The organism is Achromobacter sp. SIMBA_011, from assembly GCF_046535435.1.
GTDB classification, from domain to species: Bacteria; Pseudomonadota; Gammaproteobacteria; order Burkholderiales; family Burkholderiaceae_B; genus Achromobacter; species Achromobacter dolens.
In genome coordinates, this window is the sequence record NZ_JAWRWN010000001.1 from 437,804 (window position 1) to 451,253 (window position 13,450).

Annotated in this window: 10 protein-coding genes; all 10 read left to right on the forward strand. The window is 69.7% G+C overall.

Going from position 1 to position 13,450, the window contains the following annotated elements:
- Window position 1: 1 nt before the first annotated feature.
- Window positions 2-2,332 (forward strand): cellulose biosynthesis cyclic di-GMP-binding regulatory protein BcsB, encoded by a 2,331-nt coding sequence (gene bcsB / locus SB816_RS02030; RefSeq protein WP_410546453.1) that lies wholly within the window; start codon window positions 2-4, stop codon window positions 2,330-2,332.
- The gene (bcsZ, locus tag SB816_RS02035; RefSeq protein WP_410546454.1) at window positions 2,332-3,555 is read left to right on the forward strand and encodes a cellulose synthase complex periplasmic endoglucanase BcsZ; all 1,224 of its coding nucleotides are present in this window, start codon (window positions 2,332-2,334) and stop codon (window positions 3,553-3,555) included. The genes bcsB and bcsZ overlap by 1 nt, the downstream gene beginning before the upstream one ends.
- The gene (locus tag SB816_RS02040) at window positions 3,546-7,508 is read left to right on the forward strand and encodes a cellulose synthase subunit BcsC-related outer membrane protein (protein WP_410546455.1); all 3,963 of its coding nucleotides are present in this window, start codon (window positions 3,546-3,548) and stop codon (window positions 7,506-7,508) included. The genes bcsZ and SB816_RS02040 overlap by 10 nt, the downstream gene beginning before the upstream one ends.
- Window positions 7,509-7,533: 25 nt before the next feature.
- Entirely contained in the window at window positions 7,534-8,196 is a 663-nt protein-coding gene (locus SB816_RS02045) for an SGNH/GDSL hydrolase family protein (protein WP_081273406.1), read from the forward strand.
- Between the two features lie 32 nt (window positions 8,197-8,228).
- Entirely contained in the window at window positions 8,229-8,903 is a 675-nt protein-coding gene (locus tag SB816_RS02050) for a cell division protein FtsQ (RefSeq protein WP_054500232.1), read from the forward strand.
- A 65-nt stretch (window positions 8,904-8,968) separates the two neighbouring features.
- Entirely contained in the window at window positions 8,969-10,378 is a 1,410-nt protein-coding gene (locus SB816_RS02055; RefSeq protein ID WP_054500233.1) for an MBOAT family O-acyltransferase, read from the forward strand.
- Between the two features lie 11 nt (window positions 10,379-10,389).
- Window positions 10,390-11,532: an alginate O-acetyltransferase AlgX-related protein gene (locus SB816_RS02060; protein ID WP_410546456.1), complete on the forward strand. Its 1,143-nt coding sequence runs from the start codon at window positions 10,390-10,392 to the stop codon at window positions 11,530-11,532.
- A 21-nt stretch (window positions 11,533-11,553) separates the two neighbouring features.
- Entirely contained in the window at window positions 11,554-12,105 is a 552-nt protein-coding gene (locus tag SB816_RS02065) for a hypothetical protein (protein ID WP_410546457.1), read from the forward strand.
- Window positions 12,106-12,211: 106 nt separating this feature from the next.
- Window positions 12,212-12,757: a hypothetical protein gene (locus SB816_RS02070; protein ID WP_410546458.1), complete on the forward strand. Its 546-nt coding sequence runs from the start codon at window positions 12,212-12,214 to the stop codon at window positions 12,755-12,757.
- A 155-nt stretch (window positions 12,758-12,912) separates the two neighbouring features.
- Window positions 12,913-13,443, forward strand: a complete 531-nt coding sequence (locus SB816_RS02075) for a hypothetical protein (protein WP_116791311.1) — start codon at window positions 12,913-12,915, stop codon at window positions 13,441-13,443.
- The last annotated feature ends 7 nt before the right edge of the window (window positions 13,444-13,450 follow it).

A 13,450-nucleotide genomic window follows, 5' to 3' on the forward strand; every position in this document is an offset into this window, starting at 1 on the left:
CATGCATAAGAAAATCCGTTCGACCCAACCGCCGATCGCGCAAGCGGCGCCGTTCCGTTCGCCGCGCCGCCCCGGGCATGCGCTGGGCCGCCTTTCGCTGGCGTTGCTGGCCGGCTGCTCGTTGCTGGCCAGCGCGGCCGAGGCGCCGGGCACCGTGCCTGCCGCCACGCCGGCCCCGGCGCCGTTCGTGGCCGACCAGACCTACACCTTCAAGCAGCTCGGCGCGCAGTATCCCCTCAACCTGCGCGGCGTGGACGGCAGCAACACGCTGAACTTCAGCGTGCGCAACGATCGCGTGGTGACCGGCGCGCGGGTCGACCTGCGCTATGCCTATTCGCCCGCGCTGCTGCCCGACCTGTCGCACATCAACGTGCTGGTCAACGACGAGGTGGCCGCCACCATTGCCGTGCCGCGCGACACGGCCGGCAGCAATCTGCGGCAGACCATCGAGATCCCGCCCTACCTGATCACGCCCTACAACGATCTGCGCCTGCAACTGATCGGCCACTACACGCTGAATTGCGAGGATCCGCTGCATTCCAGCCTGTGGGCCAACATCAGCAACCTGAGCACGCTGGACCTGGCCACCGCCGCGCTGCCGTTGCCCAACGAGCTGGCCAACCTGCCGCTGCCGTTCTTCGACCGCCGCGACATGCGCAAGCTGGTGCTGCCGTTCGTGTTCCAGGCCGAGCCGGACAACGCCACGCTGGAAGCCGCGGGGGCGCTGTCTTCATGGTTTGGCGGGCTGGCGGGTTATCGCGGCTCGGATTTCCCGGCCTCGGTGGCGCAGTTGCCCAACCGCGGCAATGCGGTGGTGTTCGCGATGGGCGCGGCCAGCGCCGGGCTGACCCAGGCCACCGTGAACGGTCCGACGCTGGCCATCGTCGCCAACCCCAACGATCCCGAAGGCAAGCTGCTGCTGGTGCTGGGCCGCGACGGCAAGGACCTCAAGCAGGCAGCCGCCGCGCTGGCGCTGGGCAGCCAGACGCTGGCCGGCCAATCGGCCGCCATCACCCGCCTGGCCGACGTCAAGCCGCGCCAGCCCTACGACGCGCCGCGCTGGCTGCGAACGGACCGTCCGGTGCGTTTCGGCGACCTGATCGACCCCAAGCGCCTGAACGTGTCGGGCTTCAGCCCGGATACCATCCGCATCGACGTGCGCGTGCCGCCCGACCTGTTCGGCTGGCAGGAAAAGAAGGTGCCGATCGACCTGCGCTATCGCTATACGCCGCAGCCGACGTCGCTCAATTCCTCGCTGCTGTTCGGCGTCAACGGCGAGTTCGTCAAGTCGATGCCGCTGTTCGCGCTGGAGCGCATCGAGGGCGGCGACAAGCTGCGCGCCGAGGTGCTGCCCGACGAGAGCCTGCCGATGCGCGCCCAGTTGGACGTGCCGCTGGACCTGTTGAAGTCGGACGGCCAGTTGCAGTTCCGCTATATGTACGACTACGTCAAGCAGGGCGAGTGCCGCGACATCATCATCGACAACGTGCGCGGCATGATCGAACCCGAGTCGACCATCGACCTGTCGGGCTATCCGCATTTCATCGAAATGCCGGACCTGCGCGCATTCGCGCAGGCGGGCTTCCCCTTCACGCGCCTGGCCGACCTGTCGGAAACTGCCGTGGTGCTGGATGACCGCGCCAGCGCGGCGGCCTATTCGGCCTACCTGAACGTGCTGGGCCGCCTGGGAGACGCCACGGGCTATCCGGCCATCGGCGTGACCGTGACGCGGGCGCAGCAGGCCGGCGCGCAGGCCGGCAAGGACCTGCTGGTGATCGCGGGCGACACCGCCAATCCGCTGCTCAAGACCTGGGCCCCCCACATCCCGGGCAGCTACGAGTCGGGCGCGCACTTCGGCCTGTCGGACCTGATCTACCGTGTGACCGACTGGTTCCATACCGATCCGCGTCTCGATCGCCGCGAGCCGCGCGTGGCCATGAGCTACACCAGCGAAGGCGTCAGCGCGATCGTGGCCGGCTTCGAGTCGCCGCTGGCCGCCAAGCGCAGCGTGGTGTTGCTGGCCAGCAGCAAGCCCGACGGGCTGGACGCGGCCGTGGCCGCGCTGCGCGGCGGCGAAGGCTTCGACAAGAGCGTACAGGGCAGCCTGGCAGTGATCCGCGGCAAGCAGATCGACGCGCTGGTCGGCGACCAGACCTATACGCTGGGCCAGTTGCCCTTGCTCAAGCGCATCGACTGGTGGGTGTCGTCACAGTTGCCGGGCTACACCCTGCTGCGCCTGGTGGTGATGGGGCTGCTCTGGCTGGTCGGCATCGCCGTGGCGCTGGCCGTGCTGCGCTCGCTGTTACGCCGCCTGCGCAAGAAGGACGCCTGATGCATCCGGCCCGATCTGCTCGCCGCCGATCCGCCTGGCGCCAGCGTGCCCGGCGGGCGCTGCTTGCGCTCGGCCTGGCCCTGGCGGCATCGGGCGTGGCGCGGGCCGCGCCGGTATGCACGGCGGTGGCCTGGCCGGAGTGGTCGGCCTTCGTCAAACATTTCGTGCAGCCCGACGGGCGTGTCGTGGATGCAAGCACGCCGCGCAAGATGAGCACCTCTGAAGGACAGTCGTACGCCATGTTCTTCGCCCTGGTCGCCAATGACCGCGAGACCTTCGAGCGGTTGTGGCGCTGGAGCGTGGCCAACCTGGCCGGCGGCGACGCCGCGCAGCGCCTGCCGGCCTGGTCCTGGGGCCGGCGCGACGACGGCGCCTGGGGCGTGCTCGACAGCAACGCGGCATCGGACGCCGACCTGTGGTTCGCTTATGCTTTGCTCGAGGCCGGCAGGCTCTGGCGCCAGCCGGCCTACACCCGTGACGCGCAGGCGTTGCTGGCCTTGATCGAGGGGCGCGAAGTGGCGCAATTACCGGGCCTGGGCAGCATGCTGTTGCCGGCGCCCGAGGGCTTTTCGCAGCCCGGCCTATGGCGCCTGAATCCGAGCTACCTGCCGGTTCCCGTGCTGCGGCGGCTGGCGCAGGCCTCGGCGAAGGGGCCGTGGACCCAGGTGGCCAACAATACGGTGCGAGTGATCCAGGCGACCACGCCCAAGGGCTACGCGGCCGACTGGGTGGCCTACCGCGATGTGTCTCGCGAGGGGGGGGCGCTGGGACGTTACGAAAATGATCCGGCGCATGGCGCCAAGGGCAGCTACGATGCGATCCGCACGTATCTGTGGGCTGGCATGACGCCGGCCGAAGATCCCGCCGCCCGGCCGCTACTGGCTGCGCTGTCAGGCATGGCCACCGCCGTCGGCGCCACGGGCGTGCCGCCCGAGTCAGTGGACGTGGACAGCGGCCAAGTCCAGGGCCAGGGGCCGTTCGGTTTCTCGGCCGCCCTGTTGCCGTATTTCCAGGCGCGCGGGCAGAATGACCTGCTGCAGGGACAGTTGCGGCGCGTGCGCGAGGCCTGGGCTGCCAGCCAGGCCCCTGCGCGGCTGGCGGTTCAGCAGCCGCCTTATTACGATTACGTACTCAGCCTGTTCGGGATGGGCTGGTTCGAGCAGCGGTACCGGTTCGGTGCCACCGGCCGTGTGTCATTGGAGTGGGAGAAGAAATGTCCTTGAACCGCCACAAGCTGGCCATCGGCGTTCTGGCCGCCCTGATGCACCAGAGTGGCTGGGCCCAACCGGCCGCCACCGCTTCGCTGCTGGAGCAGGGACGCTACTGGCAGAACCAGGGCGACTCCAAGCGCGCCGCGCAGGCCTGGGAAAAGCTGCTCCTGTCCGATCCCTCGCAGCAGGAGGCGATGTACGGCCTTGGGCTGGCGGCGGTGCGCGAAAAGCGCCTGGACGATGCCCAGGGCTACCTGACCCGGCTCAAGCAGCTCAACGCCAACGGCACCTTCACCAAGCGCCTGCAGCAGGATATTGGCCTGGCCGGCGGCGCCGCCGCGGCCGACCTCGACCGCGCGCGCATGCTGGCGGCCTCGGGCGAGATCGACAAGGCGATGCAGGCCTACGACCAGGCCCTGCAGGGCCGCGAGCCGCAGGGCGAGATCGCGCTCGAGTACTACAGTTTCCTCGGCTATTCGGACAAAGGCCTGTCGCGCGCCATCACCGGCCTGCAGCGGCTCTCGCGCGAGACGCCCGGCAATCCGAACGTCCAGTTGGCCCTGGCCAAGCACCTGATCCGCGACGAAGACCGGCGCGCCGACGGCGTGCGCATGCTGGCGCAGTTGGCGCAACGCAAGGACGTCGGCGCCGACGCCACCGAAAGCTGGCGCGCCGGCCTGATCTGGCTGGGCGCGCCGAACGCCAGCGAGAAGCCGCTGTTCGAGGCCTATCTGGCGGCGCATCCGGACGACAAGGAAGTGCGCGCGGTGCTCGACAATCCGTCGGCCAAACGCGGCGCGCCGGCGCCGGTCTGGCGCCAGGATGCGCGCCTGGCGCGCGGCTTCGCGGCGTTGAAGAACGGCGACCTGGCCGCGGCCGAAGCCGCGTTCCAGGAAAAGCTGCGCGCCACCCCCAATGATCCGGACGCACTGGGCGGCCTGGGGCTGGTGCGCATGCAGCAGGACCGCAACGCCGAGGCCCAGGAACTGCTGTCGCGCGCGGCGGCCCGTCCCGGTGCCGGGCGCAACTGGACCCGCGCCCTCGCGGGGGTGCGCTACTGGAACCTGCTGGACCAGGCCGAGGCGGCACGCCAGCGGGGCGACGGCGACGGCGCGCGCAAGCTGCTCGAACAGGCCATCCGGCTGGACGGCAATGCCACCGGCGCCTACAACGCCATCGGCCGGGCCTATGCCAGCGCCGGCGACATGGCCAACGCCGAGAAGACCTATCGCTACGTGCTTGCCCGGCACAAGAATGATCCCGAGGCGGTGCGCGGCCTGGCCGACGTGCTGGCCCAGACCGGCCGCGCCGAAGAAGCCCTGCGGCTGGTCGATGCGCTGCCGGCGGGCCAGGCGGGCGACGTCAGTCGCCTGCGCGCGGCCGTCATGGCGGGCCAGGCGCGCGAGGCGGAAAAGCGCTGCGACACGGCCGGCGCGCGTCGCATGCTGGAAGACGCGCGCAGGACGGACCCGCGCAATCCCTGGACCACCTACGAGTTGGCGCGGTTGCTGTTGCGCAGCGGTGAATCGGTCCGCGCGCAACAGATCATGGACGAGACGTTGCGCGTGCAACCGGACTCGGCCGACGCGCTGCACGCCAACGCGCTGTTCGCGTCCGAGCGCGGTGAATGGGGCCGTGCCTACGACATCCTGGCGCGCATCCCGGAGAACCGCCGCACCCCGGAAATCACGCGCTTTCAGCGCAACGTGTGGGTGCACGAGCAGGCGGCCCAGGCCTCGCGCCTGGCGCAGTCGGGCGACGCGGCGCAGGCGCGCCAGCGCCTGGCTGGCTTGCAGGCCGCGGCGGGCAACGATCCCGAGTTGCTTGGCGCAATCGCCCAGGCCTATATCGACGCGGGCGACACGCCGCAGGCGCTCGCCGTGATGCGGCCGCTGGTGGATGGAAGCCGGCCGGCCGGCCCGGATGTGTTGATCCCGTACGCCAGCGTGCTGCTCAAGAGCGGCGATGACGCCGGCACCGCGGCCGTGCTGCGCCAGGTGCAGAAGCTGCCGATGGACGCCGACCAGCATCGCAGTTTCCAGGACCTGGTCAGCCTGTATACCGTGCGCCAGGCCGAGGCCATGCGCCAGCGCGGCGACCTGGTGGCTGCCTACGACATCCTGCAGCCGGTGCTCAAGCGCCGGCCTGACGATCCCCTGGCCCAGGGCGCGCTGGCGCGCATGTATGTCGCCGCCGGCGACCGCGACAAGGCCCTGGCCATCTATCGTGGCCTGCAGGCGCGCGATCCCGACAACGCGCAGTTGCAGATCGCCGTCGCCGGCATCGCCGCCGAGGCCGATGACTGGCGCTCGGCCGAAGCCTCGATGGACAAGGCGCTGGCGCTGGCGCCGAACGATCCCGACGTGCTGGCCGGCGCGGCGCGCATCTACCGTTCGCGCGGCAAGACCGGGCGCGCCGCCGAGCTGTACCAGCAGGCCATCGCCGCCCAGCAGGCGCGCGGCGGCGGCACCATGGTGGCCAGCGGCGCGGCGCCCGCCAACTATGCCGACGGCAACCCCTTCGTCGGCCTGCCGGGCCAGCGTTCGCGGTCCACCCGCGTGACGCAGGTCATGGGAGAGGCCCTCAACGACCCGCAGGTCCCCACCTATGGCGCCGGCTACGGCACGGGCTATGCCGCAGGGTACGGCGCCAGCTATGACGGCGCGCCCATGGTGTCGCGTCAGGAGCCCTATGTCATTGCCGGCGCGCAGGATTCGCGCGCGGCCGCCAACCCGCCCGCGGCCTATGGCGGCGGCGCGGCGTCGCCCACCCTGCAACGGGAACTCGACGAGGTCATGCAGGAGCGCAGCGCCGAGGTCCGCGTGGGCGGCTTCGTCCGGTCAAACAACGGTGAAGCCGGCATGAGCAAGATGACCGAGATCGACGCGCCCATCGAGGCCCTGATTCCGGCGGGCGATGGCAAGATCTCGCTGCGCGCGACGCCAGTGACCCTGGACGCTGGCCGCCTTGGCGACGACTATTCCAGCAACAGCCGCTTTGGCGGCGGCCCGGTGGCGGCCACGGCGCAGCAGGCGGGATTGGTGGGCGGAGCCGGCAAGCAGCGCGACTCGGGCGTGGGCCTGTCGGTCGGCTACACCATGCAGGGCCTGAGCGCCGACATCGGCACCACGCCGCTGGGCTTCGAGTATTCGAACGTGGTCGGTGGCGTGCGCCTGAACGGCCCCATCGACCGCGGCGCGGGCACCTGGTACAGCGTGGACCTGTCGCGCCGCGCGGTGACCGACAGCCTGGTGTCCTTCGCCGGCGCGCGCGACGACCGCACCGGCCAGCGCTGGGGCGCGGTCACGGCCACCGGCGTGGGCGGCCAGATCGGCATGGACAACAAGGACTACGGCGTCTACGCCTACGGTTCGTGGCGCAGCCTGGACGGCCACAATGTCGAGTCCAACAGCCGCACCGAGGTCGGCACCGGCATCTATTGGAACCTGACGCGCGAAACCAACCGCATGCTGACGGCCGGCCTGAACCTGGGCGCCATCTTCTACGACAACAACCAGCGCTTCTTCACCTACGGCCACGGCGGCTATTTCAGCCCGCAGCAGTTCTACGCGCTGAGCGTCCCCGTGACCTGGGCGCAGCGCGATGGCCGCTTCACCTACAAGCTGCAAGGTTCGGTCGGCCTGCGCCATTTCAAGGAAGACGGCGCCGACTATTTCCCGACCAGCGGCGGCATGCAGGCGGCGGCCAACGCGGCGAACCGCGCCGTCTATGGCGCCCCGGCGACCTACGAAGGGCAGTCGCGCACCGGCGTGGGCTACAACCTGGCGGCGGCGGGCGAGTACCAGTTGTCGCCCAATCTGTTCCTGGGCGGCACCATGGCCATGGACAACGCCACCGATTACCGCCAATACGTGGGCGGGCTCTATCTGCGCTACGCGTTCTATCCGCAGACGCGTCCGCTGGACCTGCCGGTCAATCCCTATCAGTCGCCGTACGCCCGCTAGGGACGTCTCATCAAGGAGTATTGCCATGCTGACCTCTCTTTTTGCCGGAATGAGCATCCTGTTGATCGGCGACAGCCATCTGGCCGCGCCCGGTTACCTGATCACGACCCTGCAGGACGACCTGGTCAAGCAGGGCGCGGTGGTGCAGACCATCGGCGTGTGCGGCAGCAATGCCGGTGACTGGCTCAAGACCACGCCCAGCACCTGCGGCGGCGCCGAGCGCCTCAACGACGGCCAGATCGTGCTCAAGGGCAAGGATGCCCGCACCACCCCGGTCACCGACCTGATCGCGGCCAAAAAGCCCAACCTGGTGGTGATCGTGCTCGGCGACACCATGGCCGGCTACACCAATCCATCCTTTCCCAAGACCTGGGCCTGGCAGCAGACGACCGCATTGACCAAGGCCATCTCGGGCACCGGCACGGCCTGCGTCTGGATCGGTCCCAGCTGGGGCACCGAGGGCGGCAAATACAACAAGAATTTCGCGCGGGTCAAGCAGGTGTCGGCCTTCCTGGGCAGCAACGTGGCGCCCTGCGCGTACATCGATTCGACCCAGTTCTCGACGCCCGGCCAGTGGCCCACCACCGACGGCCAGCACTACACCAACACCGGCTACAAGGCCTGGGGCGACGCCATTGCCAAGCAATTGGGCGAGCTGCCGCAGGTCAAGGCGCTGCAGAAGAAATGACGCGCGCGATCCCCGCTTCCAAAGGACAACGGATGAGCATCCTCCTGTCGCGCGGCCTGGCCGCCCTGTCGTTCGCCCTGGCCGCCGGCGTTGCCGGCGCGGCGCAGATCCAGCTCTATGACACCGGCCCGGCCGAGGACGCGTCGTTCGTGCGCTTCGTCAACGGCGGCGCCGAGCCGATGGCGGTGAGCGCCAAGGGATCGCAGGCGCGCATCCAGCTCGACGCCGCCCATCCCGCGTCGGATTTCATGCCGGTCAAGGCGGGCGCGAAGATGCAGGGCCTGCTCGAAAGCGGCGGCCGCAAGCAGGAGGTGGCCATTTCGGTGCAGCCCGGCGAATTCGCCTCGGTGGTCGGCCTGCCCGGCAAGGACGGCCTGCAGGCGCGCATCGTGCGCGAGCAGCCCGAGGACTTCAACGCGCTCAAGGTCTCGGTGGGGTTCTACAACCTCGATCCGTCATGCGCCGACGCCGGCCTGCTGGCCGTGCCGCGCAACCTGGCGATGTTCGAGCACGTGGCCGATGGCGGCGCCGCGCGGCGACTGGTCAATCCCGTGTCCCTGAAGGTGCGAGCCAGTTGCGGGGGCCAGCCCGCGGGGCCGGAGCTGGATCTGGGCGCGCTGCAGGCCGGCGAACGCCACACCGTGTTCCTGCTGCCGTCGGCGCAGGGTCCCCGCCTGCTGCACGCGCCGGACCAGACGGCCCGCTGATCCGGCCCCTAACGGCGGGGGCGCGGCCCCCGCTTCGATAACAATATCTCCGGCCACCCTCCGCCATGGTCTTCGCGTCCCTCGAATTCCTGACGCTGTTCCTGCCGCTGTTCCTCGTCGTCTACGCGCTGACGCCGCAGCCCGCGCGCAATTTCGTGCTGCTGGTCGGTAGCTGGATTTTCTATAGCTGGCTCAAGCCAATCTACCTGTTGCTGCTGGTCGCGGTCACCGTCGTGGCATGGGCCGGCGGCCTGATGCTGGAGCAGTTGCGCGCCGGCCATCGCCGCAAGGTGCTCCTGACCCTGCTGTTGACGGCCAATGTGGCGGCGCTGTGCTGGTACAAGTACGCCAACATCCTGGTGTCGACGTTCAACGACGTCGCCGCCATGGCGGGCGCCGTGCCGCTGGCCTGGGAGCGGGTGGCGCTGCCGGCGGGCCTGTCCTTCTTCGTGCTGCAGGCCATCTCCTACCTGGTGGACGTCTATCGCCAGGACGTGCGCGCCGAACGCAACTTCATCGACTTCGCCGCCTACAAGGCCATGTTCGGCCAGTTGATCGCCGGCCCCATCATCCGCTGGGCCTGGGTCGAGAAGGAGATCGCCCATCGGACCATGGATTGGCGCAATTTCTGCCTGGGGGCGCGCCGCTTCATGATCGGCATGAGCATGAAGGTGCTGGTGGCCGATACGCTGGCGCCCGTGGTCGATGCCGCCTTCGCCCTGCGTACGCCCTCGTTGGCCGACGCCTGGATCGGCTGCGGCGCCTACACCCTGCAACTGTTCTTCGACTTCGCCGGCTACAGCGCGATGGCCATCGGCCTGGGCCTGATGATGGGCTTTCACCTGCCGGAGAACTTCAACAACCCCTACCTGGCGCGCAGCATCCAGGACTTCTGGCGGCGCTGGCACCTGTCGCTGTCGAGCTGGATCCGCGACTACCTGTACATTCCCATGGGCGGCAATCGCCTGGGCGTGTGGAAGACCTATCGCAACCTGCTGCTGACCATGGGCATCGCCGGTCTCTGGCATGGCGGCGAGAGCTGGAACTTCCTGCTGTGGGGCCTGGCGCATGGCGCCGCGCTGGCCGTGGCGCGCGCCTGGAGCGGCAATGGCCTGCCGGCGCTGCCGGGCTGGCTGTCGCGCGTCGCCACACTGTTGTTCGTGATGCTGGCCTGGACCATCTTCCGCGCGGTCGACTTTCATGCCGCGCTGGCCATGTATCGGGGCCAGTTCGGCCTGAATGGCATCGGCCTGGGCGATTCGATGTTGTATGTGCTGCGGCCGACCCACTGGCTGGCCGCCGCGCTGGGCATCATGTGCGTCATCCTGCCCGCCTGGCAGCCGTGGTGGTCGGCGCGGCCGGCCGGCATGTTGCGCACGGCCTGGAGCGCGGTGTGGCCGGTGGCCGGCTTCCTGCTGGCCTACGCGCTGATCGCGGCGCGCGGCGCCGTGCCTTTCCTCTACTTCCAATTCTGAGGCCGGAGACGATGAGCGCCCATCACGATACCCCGGCCCCGCCGCCCATAGCCCATGCCTCCGTGGCCAACCGCCGCGCCAGCCAGCTCGCCGGCGTGGCGCTGGTGCTCTTCATGGCCGGCGCCATGCTCAGCAACATCTGGTGGAGCGTGGACCACGACGTGCTGCCGGACGACACCTCGCTGCCGCGCGTGCTGGATGGCGGCGTCACGCACGACCTGTCGTTGCGCCTGGCCGACATGACATTCAGCAGCGAGGCCGCGCGCCTGCAACGTGGCCTGGGCTGGCTGACGCTGGGCGACCTGGGCCCGCGCGTGCGGCGGGGCTGCGACGGTTGGCTGTTCCTGGGCGATGAACTGCAGCCCCATCCCGCCGCGCGCGAGAACCAGGCCGAGCGGGCCCGCATCGTCGTGTCGCTGCGCGACGCGCTGGCTGCCCGCGGCATCCGGCTGCTGGTGGCCGTGGTGCCGGACAAGAGCCGCATCGAGTCCGCGCGCCTGTGCGGCCTGCACCGTTCGGCGGGCTTCGAGGACCGGCTGTCGAGCTGGGTCGGCGTGCTGCGCGCGCAGGGCGTGGCGACGGTCGATCTGAGCGCCGCGCTGCGCGGCGTGCCGCAGGACGCCTATTACCGCAACGACTCGCACTGGACCGAGGCCGGCGCCGGCGCCGCCGCGCGCGCCGTCGCCGAGCAGGTGCGCGCCAGCGGCGTCGCGCTGCAGGCGCCGCAGCGCTGGCGCGTCACTGCCCAGCCTCCCGCGCCACGGCCTGGCGACCTGGTGCGGCTGGCCGGGGTCGATTGGCTGCCGCTGGCCTGGCAGCCGCGCGCCGAAGTGGTCGAGCTGCATACCTACACGCCGGAGGCCGCCGCGTCGGCCGGCGATGCCGACGACCTGTTCGGCGACAGCGCCTTGCCGTCGCTGGCGCTGGTGGGCACCTCGTTCTCGCGCACCTCGGAGTTCCTGCCGCAATTGTCACGGGACCTCGGCGTGGCGGTCGGCAACTTCGCCCGCGACGGCGGCAAGTTCGGCGGCGCGGCGCAGTCGTACTTCAAGAGTCCCGCCTGGAAGCAGAGTCCGCCGCGTCTCCTGATCTGGGAGATGGACGAACGCGACCTGGGCGCGCCCCTGGCCGCCGAGGACCGCGTGGGGTTCTGAATGTCGCCGCGGCCAGTGCCAATGAAACCGGTTGCAGCAAATATCGCCGTGCGGGAAATGGACTGTATCCGGATGCTTGATATACCTGTGCCTGTCTACACGCAGCGTCGAGGCGGCCATGGCGATAGAGAGCGTCCAACAGCATGCGTATGCGCGAGGCTGGCTGCGGCCCGTGGCGCTGGGGATCTCGGTATCGGCGCACGCAGCCGCGGTATTCTGGCTGTTTCAGCCGCCGGCCGCGACGGCACGGATGCATTGCGGAACTGGTGCACCACCCCGGCGATGACCCCCGTGGGGTCGACGGCGCAGCCCGCTCCCGCGAAGCCGCCGCGCGATCCGGATGCCGACATCGTCGTGGTCGATTGCGAATGCCTGATCGCGATGGTGCGCCCATACCAACTGACCGGCGAACAGATGGCCATGTACCTCGCCTTCGTCGACCCGCGGAGCACCACGGAGCGGTTCCTGGGCCTGGCCGCCACCTACCGCGCCAAGCATGGCTTGGCGAAGACCAGACGCTTGATGGACACGTTCGACGAAATGGCCAACAAGCTCGATACATGCGCCGCCTGAGGCCGCGCGTGGTCCGCGGCCGGCCGGAAAGTTAAACTACCCGCGGCACGGATGAACGGGCGGGCGCTGAACGCCGCGCCGCGTGCCCTCGGGGAACGAAGACATCATGCGAGGTTTCAGGAAGGGGCTTGCGCTCGGGTGGCTGGCTGTGAGCGGCCTGGCCGCCGCATCCGCGCTGGCGCAAGGCCAACCGCCGGCCGGCGCCATGGACGCCGGGGGCGCCGCGCCGGCAGGGCCGGCCGGCGTTGTGATGCCCACGTCCGACCCCGCCGCGCTCGGCCGCAGCCTCCTGAACGCCGGCCCCGACCCGCGCGTGCGCCTGGATGGCCTGTCGCTCGATCACGCCGCCATTTTCGGCACTGACGATGAAGGCGAGCAGGCCGTGCTGGATAACGAACGCGCGTTGCAGGCGCAGCGCGACCAACTGCAGGTGCTGGAGCGCCTCTTGACGCAGAAGCCGGCCACGGTCGACCCCTATCCGCCGGCGATGATCCCCCTGAACAACGGCGCGCCGATGAACATGGCGCCGCTCGCGCCGACGCCGTCGGGCTCGCAACTGGGCGGCGCCGCGCAGCGCAGCGTGGACACGATGCAGCGTCGGGTCAATGATCTGCGGCGCGATGCCGACACGATGCGGCAGGGCGGGCGCTAGGCGTTCTGTCCGCCTGGCGCCGCGCGGCGCCGTCCTTTGAAACCCGCCGAAGCAACTGTCGAATGCGCGCCGCGATCGGACCGCGATCGGCCTGATATAACTGGCCACCTGGCGCGAGCCGCGCCTGGACAGCGTCCCCATCAGGAGTCAGGCATATGCGTGTCACGGTCTCGAAAGTCGCGTTGTTGCGGTTGGCGCTACTGGTCGCCACAGGCTCGGCGGCCTTTGCCGCCTCGGCCCAGGCGGTGTTGAAGGACCAGGTCATTTCCCGTCCCTGGGACGACAGCCTGGTGGTCGTCGGCAACGACAGCCGGGTGCGCGCCGGCATGACCGTGCGCGATCTGGAGAATCTGGTGCAGCGTGTCGCCGATCAGGGCAAGGCGTTGGAGCAGTTGCGCGCCAGCAATGATGCGCTCAATCGCAAGATCGAGGAGCAGGCGCAGAAGATCGCCAACCTGGAACGCCGACAGGGCGACGGCGGCCGCAGCAGCGACAGCCAGAAGGGCGAACTGGACAAGCTGTCACGGCAGGTGGACAGCCAGAAAAACGAGTTGGACAAGCTGTCGCGCAGCGTGTCGCAACTGGGCAGCGCCAACGATTCCGGCGGCCGCAAGGTCGAGGACCTGCAACGCCGCATCGACGAGGTCAAGCGCAGCGTGGATGACCTGCGCAGCCGCGTGAAGTGACGCGCGC

What these genes read in the sequence shown, in the direction of transcription:
- SB816_RS02050 (WP_054500232.1), top strand. Translation starts at nt 8,229, where the DNA reads ATGAGCATCCTCCTGTCGCGCGGCCTGGCCGCCCTGTCGTTCGCCCTG.
- SB816_RS02040 (WP_410546455.1), top strand. Translation starts at nt 3,546, where the DNA reads ATGTCCTTGAACCGCCACAAGCTGGCCATCGGCGTTCTGGCCGCCCTG.
- SB816_RS02055 (WP_054500233.1), top strand. Translation starts at nt 8,969, where the DNA reads ATGGTCTTCGCGTCCCTCGAATTCCTGACGCTGTTCCTGCCGCTGTTC.
- SB816_RS02065 (WP_410546457.1), top strand. Translation starts at nt 11,554, where the DNA reads ATGAAACCGGTTGCAGCAAATATCGCCGTGCGGGAAATGGACTGTATC.
- bcsB (WP_410546453.1), top strand. Translation starts at nt 2, where the DNA reads ATGCATAAGAAAATCCGTTCGACCCAACCGCCGATCGCGCAAGCGGCG.
- SB816_RS02070 (WP_410546458.1), top strand. Translation starts at nt 12,212, where the DNA reads ATGCGAGGTTTCAGGAAGGGGCTTGCGCTCGGGTGGCTGGCTGTGAGC.
- SB816_RS02045 (WP_081273406.1), top strand. Translation starts at nt 7,534, where the DNA reads ATGCTGACCTCTCTTTTTGCCGGAATGAGCATCCTGTTGATCGGCGAC.
- bcsZ (WP_410546454.1), top strand. Translation starts at nt 2,332, where the DNA reads ATGCATCCGGCCCGATCTGCTCGCCGCCGATCCGCCTGGCGCCAGCGT.
- SB816_RS02075 (WP_116791311.1), top strand. Translation starts at nt 12,913, where the DNA reads ATGCGTGTCACGGTCTCGAAAGTCGCGTTGTTGCGGTTGGCGCTACTG.
- SB816_RS02060 (WP_410546456.1), top strand. Translation starts at nt 10,390, where the DNA reads ATGAGCGCCCATCACGATACCCCGGCCCCGCCGCCCATAGCCCATGCC.